Source organism: Acidithiobacillus sp. 'AMD consortium', assembly GCF_008926505.1.
Taxonomy (GTDB): Bacteria; Pseudomonadota; Gammaproteobacteria; order Acidithiobacillales; family Acidithiobacillaceae; genus Acidithiobacillus; species Acidithiobacillus ferridurans.
Genome location: NZ_CP044411.1, coordinates 78,737 through 94,436, shown reverse-complemented (window position 1 = coordinate 94,436; position 15,700 = coordinate 78,737). Strand labels below are relative to the sequence as shown.

Sequence of the window (15,700 nt, the reverse complement as noted above, 5' to 3'; positions counted from 1 at the left end):
CCTCCCTTTTTACTTATTTGCCCGTGTACGGCTTGAAACCGTAGTGCTCAAAGATCTGCAAGGCGGTGGGTGTCTTCAAAAAATTCACCCAGTCCTTAGCCCACTTGGGATGTGCCGCGCCCTTGACTACCGCGGAAGCGTAGATCGCCGTGGTATTGTCCTTCGCGGGGATCGCGACGTTGGCAATGGGGTGCCCCGCCTGTTCCTGGAAAATCGCTTCCGATTTCCACGTCACCCCGGCATCAGCGAGACCCTGCATCAGGAAGAGCGGCGTCTGACGATGATGGATATGGGTGAGGATCGTTTCCCCATTCTTGACTTTGGTGTCGTACACCATTTTCTCCAGCGCAGGGCCGCCAGCCTTCGTCAGAGACATTTTGATCTGTCTGGCGACGCCTTCCCAGGCGGGATTGGGCATGGATAAACGCACACCGGGCTTGCCCAGATCCTGGAGTCCGGTAATGTGGGCGGGGTTGCCTTTCGGGATCATGATGGTCAGATCATTGGTGACATAAGGCACCGCAGGACCCTGCAGCAAGCCTTCCTTGATGAAGGCGTTCACTTTCTCCAGCCCCGCAGCATAGACATCGGGCTTGACGGTCCACGTCATGTTGCCGATGGTGATGGTGCCACCCTGCTTCATCTGCTTGATCAGGATGCCGGGCGGCAACGTCTCGTAGTAGATCTTCCCCCGGAGAGCCGGGTATTCCTTTTCAAAGGCTTTTACCAGCGGAGCCATGGCGAAGTAGTAATTGCCGCCCACAAAAATGGTGAGTTGCGGATTGTCTATGGAGCCGTGGAAATCCGCCAGATCATCGATTTCGGGAACCGTGAAATTGAAGCCCTTATCCATCGTGGGGTTGTTTTCACCATGTTGCCAGGGCGGAAACATCTGCTCCTGATAACGGGGGGCCTCGGCTTTTCCGTTCCATCCCATATCCGCGGCCTGGGCGACGACTGCTCCGCAGGACAGCAGGGATGCGACCGCGGCTACGGTAGCGATTTGCAGCGTTTTACTTTTTTTCATCTCATTACCCTCATTTGTGCATGGTTATTTGGCGTACTGATATCCCGCCAACTGCAACTCCGGTAAGGTACCGACGATACCCGGGGTGAGCACTACGCCGGGAATCAAGTGGTTGGTGAACTCCGCAGCCATTTCCGGATGGCTCAGATGATCCGGGTTGATGCCCTTGGAATGTAAACCCATGGTGAGCTCCCACACCTCGTTGTGGCAGGCCAGGAATACGGCACCACGACGCTGCAGCACGATGATGCTGTTGTCGTGGGGGGAGAAAACGCCTTCGGGGTCCTCAAAATCGGCCGGATTGGTCGCCGATGCCGGGGGCTGTTTCAACCAGGCATTCGCCTTCCATTTGCCTTTGGTGAGGGTGGCGAGATACTTGTTCCAGATGTAATTGTCGTATAGGGCAAAATGCGCGGAACCATGGGTGGCCGACACGGCGAGGAAATCCGGATGCTTGAACGACCAGATCTGCACATTCATGCTGTTGCGCATCAGGTTCAGCCACGGGCTGGTCAGCGCGGTATTGTCCCATACCTGCTTGGGACCGCCAGCATAGTGCAGTATCTCATCCAATGCTTCGCTGTCCCATTGGTCCGGGCTAGTCAACATCATGGGAACGGTTTTGAAATCGCGCCGCCGTGGCGCTTTGGCCAGCCGGTCACTCAATTCCTGCAGCGTGCCGGCACCGGTGGGCAACAGGTTGGCGGGGTTTCCGCTCATGCCGGCGGCCATGGCTGAGGCATTGGCCCCCAGGGCACCCACGGCGACGGCGCCCGCGCCCAGCACCGTACGCTTCATTGCTTCTCTGCGGCTCAACAGATTTGATTCGTTGCTCATGTCTATTCTCCTTCCAAGTTGATCCAACAAGAACACCACTCAACTCCTAAGATCCTTGATCACATCCTCTTTTGTAATCAGTCGCTGCACGTCTTCTTTGCTGTCGATCAACATGGCGGTTTCTTCCGAAAGGGAGGGGTCGCGGAACAGGCGCCCGACCCACATGCCGCCAAAGGTCCGCCAGGTCACCACCACCCAGAAAAAGGCCAGGAGAATGGTAAAGGCGGCACCGATATGATCGAACACTACGAACCCCGTTTCCCTCGCCAGGGCATAGGTGGACGCCGTAAAGACGCCCAGAGGGAAGGTGAAACCCCACCAGCCCATGTTGAAGGGTAGGCCCTCATTCAGATAACGCAAGGTGAAAAATATGGCAATCGCCATCCACCACAACCCGAAACCCCACAATACGAGGCCCGTGATGATCCCAATGGGCTCACCCAACGCCCCCACCGCCGCCATGGAGCTGTGAGCAAAGGCATACTGATCAGAGGGGCCCAGCACCAGCATTGCCAGAGAACCGGTACCCAGAGGGCCGAGAGGCAGCCAGGCGGATACGGCCATGTCGATGTGCGGCATTTTGTGTAGGGTCAGACGGAGGAAAAGGATCGTCAGTATGGCAAAGGCCAGGGGCACGGAAATGGCCCAAAGCACGTAACTGGTATAAATCACCCAGCCGGCCGCGCCAGTGCTCAGATGCCCGGCCAGCATACCGCCGCTTGCCGCCGCCACCTCCGGCGGAACCACCGGCAGCAGCCATGCCGCGGTCATGCGTTCCATGGCATGGTGCTGGGCCGTAAACATATAATAAGGGACTGCCAGCACGGAAAAAAGCGAGAGGACCACGTCTACCCACCAGAGATAGTGGGCAACGAGAATGGTTTCGGGCGATAGCGGCCATAGCAGGAAGATGCCGTTGACGATCGTGGCAAACCCCATGGGAATGGCCCCGATGAACATGGACTGCACGGGATGTTCAAAGAGCCGCTGAAAGGCGGCCGGGTAGAAAATGGCGCGCCCCAGAAACAATACCGTGAAAAGGCAGAAAAAAACGACGTTGATCGACCAGAGCCCTCGCGCTGCCACGAGCTGGCCGGGGAAATGGTATGGGAAATCGGCGAGCATCAGGGCCAGGATACCTGTGCCCATGTTCGCGGCAAACCAATTTGGTGTAAAGTGGCGCACCACCTCGCGCAAATCACCATTAGGAACTGCTGATAAAAACCTAGCCATGCATTGATTACCCGTCTGTTGTAGCGGTCTCGAAACATAAAACACTTCGCAGTCAATTGAAAATTACGATTTTTGCCAATTCTATAAGTAATTTTTATATTTAATGACAAAGTTGGTCTTTGATCTATGACGCATTATCGATATGACCAGCGCGAAAACTCCAAATCTCGCGTTACCTACTGTAATTACATCACTTATTCACATCAGGAAAACAACAGGACCATAATTAAACTTGTTCATTTATCACCCTTATAGATGCATAATGTATATCTATTGACTGGGCTGCCGCCATTTGGCTTCATGTTATCCTCCACTGTCCTCATCGATAGAAATGCCGCACCAGCCGCCTCGCGCCTTCCTGGTGATACGCAAAAGACATCTCTCCCGCCCTGAAAACGCATTTTGCCCCAGACACGGCAGTCCTCTAAGATGCACATCGTGTCTTCGCCGCTCCGGGTATCTGCTTGGCCGTTCGCCCTGTTTCTCCTGACGCCGCCGCTGACCCCACATTTACCAGGGTAGATAGCGTGCTGCTGTTGCTGGGCCTGAGCAGTGGCCTGCTGTTGGCCTCGTGGAGCCTCGCCTGGTCCATCCCGATGCTGCCGTACATCGCTGGCGCCTACAGCACCAGCCTCGACCACGCGATCTGGTCGCTGACTTTTTACCTGCTGGCCTGGGCGCTCGCGGTGGTACCCGCGACCTGGCTCTACCAGCGTTTCGGTGAACTGCGGATGTTTCAGATCTCCCTCATCCTGCTGATGGTGGCCACCCTGCCCGATGTCTTCAGCGACCATTTCGGCTTGTTCCTGGGCGGCAGGTTTGTGCAGGGCATAGCGGCGGGTTTTCTGACGCCCCTGACCCGACGACTGCTGATCCGCTATGCGCCGTTGCGCTGGCAAAAGACGGCGGCCGATCTCAGCATCGTCAATCTGGTGCTGCCCCTGCTTGCCGGACCATCGCTGGCGGGCTGGATCGCCTATACCTGGGACTGGCGGGCGGCGGCGGTGCTGACCTTTCCCGTGGGTTTACTGGCGCTGGGCATGGTCTCCGCCCTGTTACGCGACGATCCCAGGGAACACCTGCGCCAACCTTTCGACTGGATCGGGCTGGTGCTGCTCGCCGCATGGAGCGCCACCTTCCAGATCGTGCTCAACCGGGGCGAAGACTGGAACTGGTGGGATGCCCCCGCCATCCGCTGGCTGACCGCGCTGGGCGCCGTGCTCCTCGTGGCCTTTTTCCTCTGGGAAAGGGATCAACCGCACCCCTGCCTGGATCTCCGCCTCCTGCGGCGACGGAATTACGTGCTGGCGCTGCCGGCACTGGTTTTCGGGTGGGGACTGCTGCTGGGCGGGAACAGTCTTTTTGTCTCGGCCCTTATCAGTCATGCCAACTATTCGGCTTTCTGGGCGGGCGTGGTGCTGCTGCCCATGGCCCTCGGCGGCGTGCCACTGATCGCGGTGATGGGACCCATCTCGCACCGGGTGAATCCGCGCTGGCTGGCAACCATCTGCTTTGGATTCGTCGCCATTTATGGATTCACCACTCGGCTCAACCTGCACAGCAACCTGCGCAGCCTGCTCCTCAGCCATTGGATCGAAGGCATCGCCATCGGGTTTTATCTGGTGCCCCTGAGCTTGATCATGTTTTCACGGCTGCCCCAGCGTCGCCTGCCCGCTGCGGCCACCTTGCAGAACTTTGTGCGGATTCTCGGCGGCGCTTATCTGTCCAGCGCTTTCTCGGCGCTGTGGATACGTCATGGCGATACCTTCAGGGCACACCTGGTCTGGCAGTCCCCCACCGCGCCCTTGCAAAGCATGCTGGAGCACTGGCCCGTAAGGGGCCCGGCCGCGCAGGCCCTGTCCATCCAGCACCTGACCAACCAGAGTGCCGCACTATCCATGCAATCCATGCTCTGGCTCTGGGGCTGGATGGCGTTGGTGGTGCTTGCCCTGGTATGGCTCACCAAAGGGCCATATCGCCGCCGGGCCGGGCAGATCCGACGGGTTACCATCGAGCAGCAGATCATGGAAAGCGCCGGTTTTGACGCGGAACCGGGTCGGCAGGAGGATGTGGAACATGCACCGTAAGCGCTGGATCGCCGCATGCGCGGCCCTCGGCGTCGTGGCCCTCGGCGGCTGCGCGCCGACCATCCGTGCCCCGGACCCCGCGGATGTCAAAGCACCCGCCTGGGCGAAGAGCGTGCAGCGGCTGGACGGCGCCCAGGCATTGCCCACCGGCGCGTGGCCGCAACAGGACTGGTGGACGGGGCTGGCCAGCGCCGGGCTCGATCAACTCATGACCCGGGCCCTGAGCCCGGCCAATCCGCGTCTGGCAGAGGCCGTCGATACGGTCCAGTGGGCGGCATCGGTCAGCACCTGGCGGGCGGCGGCCCTCGGTCCGCAGCTTTCCGGACAGGCGGCCGTCACGCCTTTGCAGTTCAGCGGCAACAGCCCGCTGGGGGCGCTTGGTCTGGGCAACAAACTCTATGACAGCGGCGATGTCGGACTCGGTTTTACGCAAGCGCTCGATTTCTGGGGCAAATATGCGGAGCGTCTCAAGGCGGCGCTGGGTGAACAACGCGCCGCCGAAGCGCGGCTGGCGGACACTCGCCGCCTGCTCACCGCCGCCGTCGTCAATGCCTATCTGCGCTGGGCGGAAGCCGAACAGCAACTCGCCAGCACCCGGCGTTTGCAGCACCTCTACCAACAGCGGCTGGCGTTGTTGCGAACCCGGCGGCATCTCGGTCTCGGGACCGACCTGTCCATTGCCGATCTGTCTTTGCAGCTCCAGCAAAATACCGCCCGCCTGGCCCGCTGGCAGCAACGGGCGGCTGCCGCACGCTTCGCCGTGGCAGAGCTTGCGGCGATTGCACCGGATGCTCTCCCGCCACGGCCGGTGGCGCCCGCGTCCGCAGTAATCCCCACCCTGCCCCCACACCTGAGTCTGGACCTCCTTGCCCACCGTCCCGACGTACAGGCGGCACGCGCGCTGGCGCTGGCCAGCGTCCAGCAGACCAAAGCCGCCCGCGCCGCTTTTTATCCAGATATTTCCTTCGCGGCCTTGCTGGACATGAACAGCGCCCACCTCGCCACGCTCCTGAACCCGGCGAGTTTTGCCTACAGCTTTGGACCGGCCTTGCGGTTACCGATTTTCACCAGCGGCGCCCTGACTGGCCGCTTCCATGGTGCCGAGGCGCAACAGGCCAAGGCGGTGGCCGTTTACCAGGAAAGCATCCTGCAATCGGTCCAGCAGGTGCTGACGGCGCTGTCGGGATACCAGCACAGCCGACAGGTGTGGCAAGCCGAGGCGGCCGGTACCGGCGCCACCCGGGAGCAGGAAAAACTCACCGCCACTGCCCAGGGGTTGGGCCTCAGCGACCGCGCGGCGGTGCTGCAGCGGCAGATCACCCTCATCCATCAGCAAATGACCCAGCGCCTTGCCCATTATGCGGCACTACAGGCCTGGACCCAGTTGGAAACCGCATTGGGAGGCGGCTATGATCAGTCCAGACAGCACCCCTGACAACGCCGGCAAGGTCGGGGCAGACCAGAGGCGGCGCAACCTCTGGATACTCGCAGGCGTCGTCCTGCTCGGTCTGCTGGTCTACGGCCTCTGGTGGTTGCTGATCGGACAAGAGCGGCTGGAGGTAGACGATGCCTACGTCGAGGGCAACCTTTACGCGGTGGATGCGCGCACGAGCGGAACCGTCGCCGCGATCCCCGCCTACGACACCATGCGCGTGGAAGCAGGCTCCACCCTGGTGATGCTCCGCGGTGACCGGGCTGGTCGCAAGCTGCAACAGGCGGAAGCGCAACTGGCGCAGGCCCGGCAAAATGCGCTGGCGCTGGTCCACGAAATTCAGGCCAGTCGCAGCAAGGAAGCGGCCTTGCGGGCCAACCTGAACAGTGCGCAGCAGAAGGCCTGGCGCCTACGGGCGTCGGCCAGCGCCGGTGCGAGCAAGGATATGGCCGCCATCGCGGCGGCCGACGCGGTGCGGCGCCTGCAAGCCGAAATCGGCGCCGAATCGGCGCATAGCGCAGCCCTCGCCGCGCAGCTCGGGTCCGCCGGCCCGGCGGGAAACCCCGCCGTGCGTGCGGCGACGCAGGCCCTGGCCCTGGCCCACCTGAACTGGACACGACGCATCATCCGCGCCCCGGTCACCGGCATCGTCGCGCAGCAGGCGGTGCAGCCCGGACAGTGGGTGAGCGCGGGCCAGCGCCTGTTTACCGTGGTGCCATTGCAGCAGATGTGGGTCACCGCCAACATCAAGGAAACCCGCCTGGCGGGCGTACGCCCCGGTGCGGCGGTGACACTGCATTCTGATCTTTATGGTAACGCCGTCACCTATCACGGCTGGGTGGTGGGACTGGGAGGGGGCTCCGGCGCCGTCTTCGCGGTGTTGCCGCCGGAGAACGCCAGCGGCAACTGGATCAAGTTCACCCAGCGGGTACCGGTGCGCATCGCCGTCGATCCTGGGGACCTGGCCCGGCACCCGCTGCGTCCCGGTCTGACCATGACGGCACGGATCGCACTGCATGGCCCGTGGATACGGCGGCCGGTACCGGACTGGTTCCTGCGTTCCGCAGCTGCTTCACGCCCGGCTCCCTGACTGGCCGCGCGCGCCGGCGCTGGGCTACACTCCCAGTCCCGAATTCAGGAGTGATACCGGAGTGGACCTGCGTCATCTGCGCCATTTTGTCGTGCTCGCCGAGGCCCTGAACTTTCATCGGGCGGCGATTCGCCTGCATCTCGCCCAGCCCTCCCTGAGCCGCAGCATCCGCGCTCTGGAAGACGAGATCGGTCTGCCGCTTTTTTTGCGTAACCAGCGGGAAGTCTCCCTCACGGCCGCCGGTCGGGTGCTCCTGCCCGAAGCCCGACAATTGCTGGCGCAGGCGCGGCGCACGGAGGCCCTGCTCGGCGATCTGCAAAACGGTCAGGCCGGCACTTTGCGGATCGGCTTTCTTGCTTCCACCGCCATCGCCCTCCTGCCTGGGCTGCTGCGCGGTTTTCGTCAGCACTTTCCGCAGGTGCACCTGGAGTTGCGGGAGATGAGCAGCGATGCGCAGTTGCAGGCGCTGCGCGATGATCAGATCGATATCGGCTTCATCCGCGATATCGGCATCCTGCCGGATATCCGCCAGCATCTGCTGCAACGGGAGGCGCTGATGCTGGTGCTCCCGGAAGATCATCCCTTTGCCGCAGAGGGCGCCATAGCGCTCCATCGTCTGCACCAGGAGTCGTTGATTCTCCTGCGCCGCGAGGTGGCGCCAGCGTCCTATGACCGCATCCTTGCCCACTGCCACATCCATGCCCTGAAGCCACATATCCTGATGGAACTCGCCGATTCCAATGCCGTGTTCAGTGCGGTCCTAGCGGGCCTCGGACTGGGTTTCCTGTTCTCGGCCTTTGCCGAAATTCAACGTCCGGGCATCGTCTTCCGACCACTGGCGGATGCCTTGGGGGACAGTGAGGTAAGTCTCGCCTGGCGCGGACGACAGGAGGACGGAAATCCGGCAGCGCTGGCGTTTGTAACCATGGCGCAGCAGCAATATGCGTTGCAGGCCGAACCCTGAGGCCAGCCGCATAGTCCACATCGAACCCTGATTTGCGCTACACTAGGCCAACTCCGCCCTCCGGCGGTCTGAACCCACTTTTTGGATGGAACACGGCATGGCGCAATACGTTTTTTCGATGAATCACCTCAGCAAGACCGTGCCGCCCAAGCGCGCCCTGCTCAAGGACATCTCTCTGTCCTTCTTCCCCGGCGCCAAAATCGGCGTGCTCGGCATGAATGGTGCCGGCAAGTCCACCCTGATCAAGATCATGGCGGGTATCGACAAGGAGTTCGAAGGCGAGGCGCTGCCCATGCCCGGTCTCAAGATTGGTTATCTGTCGCAGGAACCGCAGGTCGATCCGAACAAGACGGTGCGCCAGGTGGTAGAGGAGGGTCTCAGCGACATCCTCGGCGCGCAACAGGAACTGGAGGCGGTTTATGCCGCCTACGCCGAGCCCGATGCGGACTTTGACGCCCTCGCCGCCGAGCAGGCGCGCCTGGAGGCCATTGTCGCCGCCAGTGATGGGCATCAGGCCGCGCAACAGATGGAGGTCGCCGCCGACGCCCTGCGTCTCGCGCCCTGGGACGCCCTGGTCGGCCCTTTGTCCGGCGGTGAAAAGCGCCGCGTCGCCCTCTGTCGCCTGCTCATCAGCCGCCCGGACATGCTCCTCCTGGACGAGCCCACCAACCACCTGGACGCCGAATCGGTAGACTGGCTGGAGCAGTATCTACAGCGTTTCCCCGGCACCGTGGTCGCCGTCACCCATGATCGTTATTTTCTCGACAATGCCGCCGAGTGGATTCTGGAGCTGGATCGTGGTCACGGCTTCCCTTACAAGGGCAACTATTCCGCCTGGCTGGAGCAGAAAGAAAAACGCCTGGAGCAAGAGGCCAGAACCGAGGCTTCGCGCCTCAAGGCGATGCAGCACGAGCTGGAATGGGTGCGACAAAACGCCAAAGGCCGCCAGAGCAAAAGTAAGGCCCGCATGGCCCGCTTTGAAGAACTGAGCTCCTACGAATACCAGACCCGCAATGAAACCCAGGAGATTTTCATTCCGGTGGCGGAACGCCTCGGCAACGAAGTGATTGAATTTCGTGACGTGACCAAGGGCTTTGGCGACAAATTGCTTTTTGAGCATCTCAGCTTTCAGGTGCCGCCGGGTGCCATCGTCGGTGTCATCGGCCCCAACGGTGCCGGTAAATCGACTTTTTTCCGCATGATCGTGGGCCAGGAAAGCCCGGATAGCGGGGCAGTCGTCCTGGGCTCCACGGTCAAACTCGCCTATGTGGATCAGTCCCGCGATGCGCTTGCCGCCAAAAACAACGTCTGGGAAGAAATCTCCGGTGGGTTGGACATCCTCACCGTCGGCAAGTTTGAAATCCAATCCCGTGCTTATTGCGGCCGCTTCAACTTCAAGGGTGCCGACCAACAAAAGCTGGTGGGACAATTGTCGGGCGGTGAGCGCGGCCGCCTGCATCTGGCCAAGACCCTCATCGCCGGCGGCAACGTCCTCCTCCTCGATGAACCTTCCAACGACCTCGACGTGGAAACCCTGCGCGCGCTGGAAGATGCCCTGCTGGAGTTCGCCGGCAGTATTATGGTCATCTCCCATGACCGCTGGTTCCTCGACCGCATCGCCACTCACATCATCGCTTTCGAAGGCGATGCCCATGTCGAGTTTTTTGCGGGCAACTACCACGAGTATGAGGCCGACAAAAAGCGTCGCCTGGGTGAAGAGGGTGCCCGGCCCCACCGCCTGCGTTACAAGCCCATCGTGCGCTGAGGCGCCTTGACTTTCACGCAGCATCTCCTTATCTTCTCAGCCCTTAAGAATTACCCGCAGGAAGTGTCTCATGAAGCGTACTTTTCAGCCCAGCGTCGTTCACCGTAAGCGGACCCACGGGTTCCGTGCCCGCATGGCCACCAAATCCGGCCGCCTCGTGCTCAAGCGCCGTCGTGCCAAGGGCCGTCAGCGTCTTTGTCCGTAAGCCGATGAACCCGGCGCTGGCGCATCCTCATCGTTTTACCCGCGAGGATCGTCTCCGCCAGAAGGTGGCCATCCAGCGTACCCTCAAGCAGGGGCGCAAGAAGGTTTTTCCGGAATTGGTGATTTACGCCCTGGGTAACGAGCTGCCACATCCAAGACTGGGCCTGGCGGTGAGTCGCAAGGTGGGCAATGCCGTGGTCCGCAACCGCATCAAGCGGCGCCTGCGCGAAGCCTTCCGGCAGCAGCCGGCGCGCACACGGGGGCGCGATGTGCTGGTCGTGGCGCGGCCGGGTGCGCGGCAACTCGGCATGCGCGCCATGGCTGCCTACCTTCAGCAAACCCTGGAGAGGACATGAGTCCGCGGCGCGCGGCAGTGGTCGTGGTGCGCGGCTACCAGTACGTCATCAGCCCCATGCTCGGACACAACTGCCGCTTTTTTCCGACCTGCTCCGAATATACCTGTCAGGCCATCGAACGCTACGGCATCGCCAAAGGTTCCTGGCTAGGCATAAAACGCATCAGCCGCTGCCATCCCTGGCACCCCGGTGGTGTTGATCCCGTTCCTTAAAACGCCCTGGGGCCCCATGGATAATCAGAAGACCATCCTCGCCGTTGCACTTGCCGTAGTCGTCTTCCTGCTGTTTCAGGCCTGGCAGGAGCAGAATACGCCGAAACCTGCGGTCGGACCCGCTGTCAGCCGGAGTGTAACGGCGCCCGGCGCCTCGGCCACCTCGCCGACGCCAGTGGATGTGGTTCCTGCTAGCGCCAGCGGTCTCCCACCGGCGACCGGGGCCGCGGTATCTTTCCAGACGCAGGTGCTCACCGGTCGGATCAGTCTGAACGGCGGAGATATTCAGAACCTGGGCCTGCGCCACTATCCACGGGCGGTGGACAATCCTGCCCCTTATCCTCTCCTCGACGGGGCAGCGGCCAGGCTCACCATACAACAAAGCGGCTTCGTCAGCAGCGACGGGCAAACCCTGACCGCCCGGTTTGCCGCTCCCGCCGGTCAGACGGCCGCAGGCCAGCCCATCGTCCTCACCGGCAAGGCCGGCCCCCTGACCGTACAAAAAACCTGGACATTCCAGCCCGATAGCTATGTGGCAGAAGAACACATCACCATCACCAATAGCGGGTCCGCGCCCTGGAACGGCAGCTATTTCGATCAGATCCTGCGTAACGACCGCACCGAAACGCACATGTTCATGTCGATTTTCACCGGCGCGGTGCTCATGCACCAAGGCAACTTCAGCGAGGTGAGTTTCAGCGACATCCACGATCATCCGGTACTGAAATCCGGCCCCGGATGGGCGGGGATGATGGACCATTACTTTCTCACCGCCATCCTGCCCTCTGCTCATGCGCAAGTTCAGGTTTATGCGCGTCCTTCGGGTACCAACTATGTGGCCGGGGTGAGCACCCCACTACCTACCCTGGCGCCGGGACAGAGCACCACCGTCACCCAACAGCTCTTCCTCGGGCCGAAGCGGCAACAAACGCTGGCCGCCATGGGACGCGGTCTGGAACAGACCGTGGACTACGGCTGGTTCGCCATCATCGCCGAGCCCATGCATGTAGTCCTGACCTGGTTCCACGGGCTGGTCGGCAACTGGGGACTGGCGATCATCCTGCTCGTCATAGTGGTCAAGTCCATCTTCTTCTACCCCTCGGCCATCAGCTACCGTTCCATGGCCAACATGCGGAAGCTCCAGCCCAAGCTGGAGAAACTGAAGCAGGAAATCGGCGACGATCGCCAGAAGCTGGGCGTAGCCATGATGGAGTTGTATCGCAGCGAGAAGGTCAACCCCATGGCAGGTTGTCTGCCCATCATACTACAGATGCCTTTCTTTATCGCCCTGTACTGGGTACTGGTGGAGAGCGTCTCCCTGCGGCAGGCACCCTTCATCCTCTGGATTCATGATCTGGCCATACCCGACCCTTATTTCATCCTGCCCCTGCTCATGGGCGTGTCCATGTTCTTCCAGCAGCGCCTCAATCCCGCGCCGGTAGACCCCATGCAGAAGCGCATCATGTCCGCGCTGCCGGTGGTCTTCGCCGTGTTCTTCTCCTTCTTCCCCGCAGGCCTGGTGCTCTACTGGCTGACCAACAACGTGGTTTCCATCGGCCAGCAGTATCTGATCACCCGCCACATCATGGCGGCCAAGGACTAGGGTGTGGGTGAGGATTTGTCCGTGCTGAGTTAAGGGCATGGATTATCAGCAGGGAGACACGATTGTCGCGATTGCCACTCCGCCGGGAGAAGGCGGTGTCGGCATTTTGCGCTGCTCCGGACCACAGGCGCTGTCCATCGCGATGGAGCTCTGCGGCGGACCGACAGTCAAACCGCTGACGCCCCGCCATGCTCATTTTCGCCGCTTTTACGCCCGCGACGGCAGCCTGATCGATCACGGCATTGCCCTCTATTTTCCAGCCCCTAACAGCTACACCGGCGAAACCGTCGTGGAATTGCAGGGCCATGGCAGCCCGCTGGCCCTCGCCAGCCTGCTCACCGAGGCTATCGCTCTTGGCGCACGGGCGGCGCGTGCCGGGGAGTTCAGTGAACGGGCCTTTCTCAACGGCCAGCTTGATCTTGCCCAGGCCGAAGCGGTGGCCGACCTCATCCACGCCCGCAGCGATGCTCAGGCACGAGCCGCGGCGGCGAGCCTGGAGGGCACCTTTTCACAAGCCGTCGATGATATTCACGGCCAGCTTCTGCGCCTCCTCGCCCTCGCCGAAGCCGGACTGGATTTCAGTGAAGAAGACCTTGGCGATGCCCATGACCAGACGATCGGCGACAGTCTGGTACGGCTGGATGCCCAGGTCGCCCATCTGCTCAAGCAGGCGCAGCAAGGCGCCCGACTCGCCCGCGGCGGTCGCGTGGTGCTCGCCGGACGCCCCAACGTCGGCAAGTCCAGCCTGATGAACGCCCTCGCCCAGCGCGAGTCGGCGATTGTCACCGCCATCCCCGGCACCACCCGCGACCTGCTTCGGGAAGAGATCGTCCTCGGCGGACTACCGGTGGAACTCGTCGACACCGCGGGACTGCGCGAGGCGGCGGATGCCGTGGAGGCGGAGGGCGTCGCCCGCGCGCGCAACATATTACACAGTGCACAACTGATCCTGCTGGTGGTCGATGCGAGCACGGGATGGCAAACAGAGGACGAAGTTATCCTGCGCGCCCTGCCGGACGGACCGCGCCGCATCATCTGGAACAAAATGGATCTGGTTTCCGCAGTACCTGCCACCCCGACGGGTGAGGAAGCCATAGCACTCTCCGCGCAAACCGGCGCAGGTCTCGATGCGTTACACCGCAGCCTGATCGAAGCATTGGGTGTGCAGGGCGATAGTTGCCCCTTCAGCGCCCGCCGCCGCCATGTCGAAGCCCTGGAAAGCTGTTTGCGCCGGCTCGGCACCGCACGTGACATGCACCGCCTGGGAGATGCCCCGGAACTGGTCGCCCAGTCCCTGCGTGAAGCCGCGGCAGCGCTGGCCGGCATCACCGGCCACATGGATGTGGAAGACATTCTCGGCGAGATTTTTTCGCGCTTTTGCATCGGTAAATAACGTCGAGTTCGCGTAGAGGTGAAATGCGCTGGCAAGGCGCCCGGCTACTCAGAATGCAATAAACGCGGTAACCGCAAATTCGTTGTCAGCGGCATTCGCAACACTTTGGGGTAATGCTCTTTGTGCTGGCGGAATACCGGACAAATCAGGTATGTTTACGCTTCTCACGAAATAATCAACCATTACCCTGGTGGACTTGGTAATATGGTATTGGCCACCGATCGCCCAGGTTTTGAATATTCTCTCCTGCGTTGCAACATTGGGTAATCGATCATAGAAGTCATAGCGCAGATCAAACTCTAACCGCCTGGTTACAAAAAATCCTCCAGAAACATAATACCCTTTAGCCCTATTTTGACTTCCAGGATAAACCTGGGCGTCCGTAAGCGTCGGCGCCGCACCTGCGTATGCATTAAACACCGCAGGGGCATCAATCATTCCGGAACCACGGATATATTCAAACTTGAGCCATCTTCCCCAACGTTGCATATATCCCTGCGTATACGTCAGGCCAAGTCCATCGCGTGTCATGGAGTAGGATTGTCCATTAAAAATGGGGTTCGCATGCTGATACCAGAGGAATCCCGTCACGTCACTGCGAAATGGTCCATGAATTGGCCCAAACCCTCTTAAAATATAGGACGCCTGCAGGCGCGCTGCGACGAGCGCTCCGCTGGAGGTGTTTGTCGCCACCAGAGGTCCAAAGTTGCCGACCATCACGCCATAGGCGTACTCCATATTCCCCGCACGAAACCAGTCCATTACTTCCGCACCGGGATATCGGAACGCGTTGTTTCCCATTATATTTTTACCGGGAACAGAATAACTTTCGTATGGCCCTGACCGATAATCGGTATTTGTTGAATAAAATGGCTGCAACATTAGTTGTTGTACGACCGTACTATAATTAAATCCAAATGCAAAGTTTGGGTATCCCTGCATATCTTCTTCCGGACCGGGTGCGCGAATGATACCCACTTCAAAGCGTGCGCCGGGAACGTAACTAAATGTAGCATGAGCGTCCATGAGCTGTGGTGTGTAGTTACCGGCAACGTGAGTGAACTGATTGTTTCCGAACTCGCCGGCCAACATGTATGAAATATGCTTATTGATGTTTCCTCGCAGCATGATGTGCGCAAAGAGAATATTAAACGACTTGCTGGATGTGTCTTGCGGTGCTACCAGGTTAAACCTCGGAATCTGCCCATTTTCTGCCATGGTTCCATTCATGTATTTGTAAAGCGGAATAAAGAATCCACTAAAGTTTAACAGTGGGGCGTGTGCTGGAGAAATACCTTCCAGCTTGAACCAATTTGCAGCAGCGGCAACGTCTATTGAACCCGCAGCCAGACCGACAACCGCAAGAGCATATATTGCATATTTTTTATGTTTCTTCCTCTTCCCCATATCTATCTCCTTCAGCCATCGCCCCGGGGCATGCTGGTTTCATTGTCCAGAAACATAACGAGGCAGATGGCCGGCTGGTTACGTGTTCTC

General features: G+C 60.5%; 14 protein-coding genes. 10 read left to right on the top strand and 4 right to left on the bottom strand.

Annotated elements, in window-relative coordinates:
- Positions 1 to 13: 13 nt before the first annotated feature.
- The 3 genes from F6A13_RS00440 to F6A13_RS00430 are packed head-to-tail and all read right to left on the bottom strand — an operon-like array spanning position 14 to position 3,097.
- Entirely contained in the window at positions 14 to 1,027 is a 1,014-nt protein-coding gene (locus tag F6A13_RS00440) for a substrate-binding domain-containing protein (protein ID WP_151527959.1), read from the bottom strand.
- A 24-nt stretch (positions 1,028 to 1,051) separates the two neighbouring features.
- The gene (locus F6A13_RS00435; RefSeq protein ID WP_113526122.1) at positions 1,052 to 1,864 is read right to left on the bottom strand and encodes a transcriptional initiation protein Tat; all 813 of its coding nucleotides are present in this window, start codon (positions 1,862 to 1,864) and stop codon (positions 1,052 to 1,054) included.
- Between the two features lie 39 nt (positions 1,865 to 1,903).
- The gene (locus F6A13_RS00430; RefSeq protein ID WP_151527958.1) at positions 1,904 to 3,097 is read right to left on the bottom strand and encodes a TDT family transporter; all 1,194 of its coding nucleotides are present in this window, start codon (positions 3,095 to 3,097) and stop codon (positions 1,904 to 1,906) included.
- 464 nt (positions 3,098 to 3,561) lie between these two features.
- On the opposite strand from F6A13_RS00430, the gene F6A13_RS00425 reads away from it, so the two are divergent.
- From F6A13_RS00425 to mnmE, 10 genes are all read left to right on the top strand, one after another.
- Positions 3,562 to 5,184, top strand: a complete 1,623-nt coding sequence (locus F6A13_RS00425) for an MFS transporter (protein WP_151527957.1) — start codon at positions 3,562 to 3,564, stop codon at positions 5,182 to 5,184.
- A complete protein-coding gene (locus tag F6A13_RS00420; RefSeq protein WP_225981885.1) occupies positions 5,174 to 6,619 on the top strand; it encodes an efflux transporter outer membrane subunit in 1,446 nt (481 codons plus the stop codon). Before F6A13_RS00425 ends, F6A13_RS00420 begins: the two co-directional genes overlap by 11 nt.
- Positions 6,594 to 7,706 carry an HlyD family efflux transporter periplasmic adaptor subunit gene (locus F6A13_RS00415; RefSeq protein WP_151527955.1) on the top strand — a complete coding sequence of 371 codons (1,113 nt, stop codon included), beginning with the start codon at positions 6,594 to 6,596 and terminating at the stop codon, positions 7,704 to 7,706. Before F6A13_RS00420 ends, F6A13_RS00415 begins: the two co-directional genes overlap by 26 nt.
- A gap of 61 nt (positions 7,707 to 7,767) precedes the next feature.
- Positions 7,768 to 8,670, top strand: coding sequence for a LysR family transcriptional regulator (locus F6A13_RS00410; protein WP_113526117.1), 903 nt, complete (start codon positions 7,768 to 7,770; stop codon positions 8,668 to 8,670).
- 97 nt (positions 8,671 to 8,767) lie between these two features.
- On the top strand, positions 8,768 to 10,435 hold the full coding sequence (gene ettA, locus F6A13_RS00405) for an energy-dependent translational throttle protein EttA (RefSeq protein WP_113526116.1): 1,668 nt from the start codon (positions 8,768 to 8,770) through the stop codon (positions 10,433 to 10,435).
- A 70-nt stretch (positions 10,436 to 10,505) separates the two neighbouring features.
- Positions 10,506 to 10,640 (top strand): 50S ribosomal protein L34, encoded by a 135-nt coding sequence (rpmH, locus tag F6A13_RS00400; protein WP_009560916.1) that lies wholly within the window; start codon positions 10,506 to 10,508, stop codon positions 10,638 to 10,640.
- Positions 10,609 to 10,995 (top strand): ribonuclease P protein component, encoded by a 387-nt coding sequence (rnpA, locus tag F6A13_RS00395; protein WP_225981884.1) that lies wholly within the window; start codon positions 10,609 to 10,611, stop codon positions 10,993 to 10,995. Before rpmH ends, rnpA begins: the two co-directional genes overlap by 32 nt.
- Complete coding sequence (yidD, locus tag F6A13_RS00390) at positions 10,992 to 11,207, top strand: membrane protein insertion efficiency factor YidD (protein ID WP_113526114.1); 216 nt, start codon at positions 10,992 to 10,994, stop codon at positions 11,205 to 11,207. The genes rnpA and yidD overlap by 4 nt, the downstream gene beginning before the upstream one ends.
- A gap of 16 nt (positions 11,208 to 11,223) precedes the next feature.
- Entirely contained in the window at positions 11,224 to 12,810 is a 1,587-nt protein-coding gene (gene yidC, locus F6A13_RS00385; protein WP_151527953.1) for a membrane protein insertase YidC, read from the top strand.
- A gap of 37 nt (positions 12,811 to 12,847) precedes the next feature.
- The gene (gene mnmE, locus F6A13_RS00380; protein ID WP_151527952.1) at positions 12,848 to 14,203 is read left to right on the top strand and encodes a tRNA uridine-5-carboxymethylaminomethyl(34) synthesis GTPase MnmE; all 1,356 of its coding nucleotides are present in this window, start codon (positions 12,848 to 12,850) and stop codon (positions 14,201 to 14,203) included.
- Between the two features lie 48 nt (positions 14,204 to 14,251).
- Here mnmE and F6A13_RS00375 read toward each other — a convergent pair whose 3' ends face one another.
- Positions 14,252 to 15,610: a porin gene (locus F6A13_RS00375; RefSeq protein ID WP_151527951.1), complete on the bottom strand. Its 1,359-nt coding sequence runs from the start codon at positions 15,608 to 15,610 to the stop codon at positions 14,252 to 14,254.
- Positions 15,611 to 15,700: the final 90 nt, after the last annotated feature.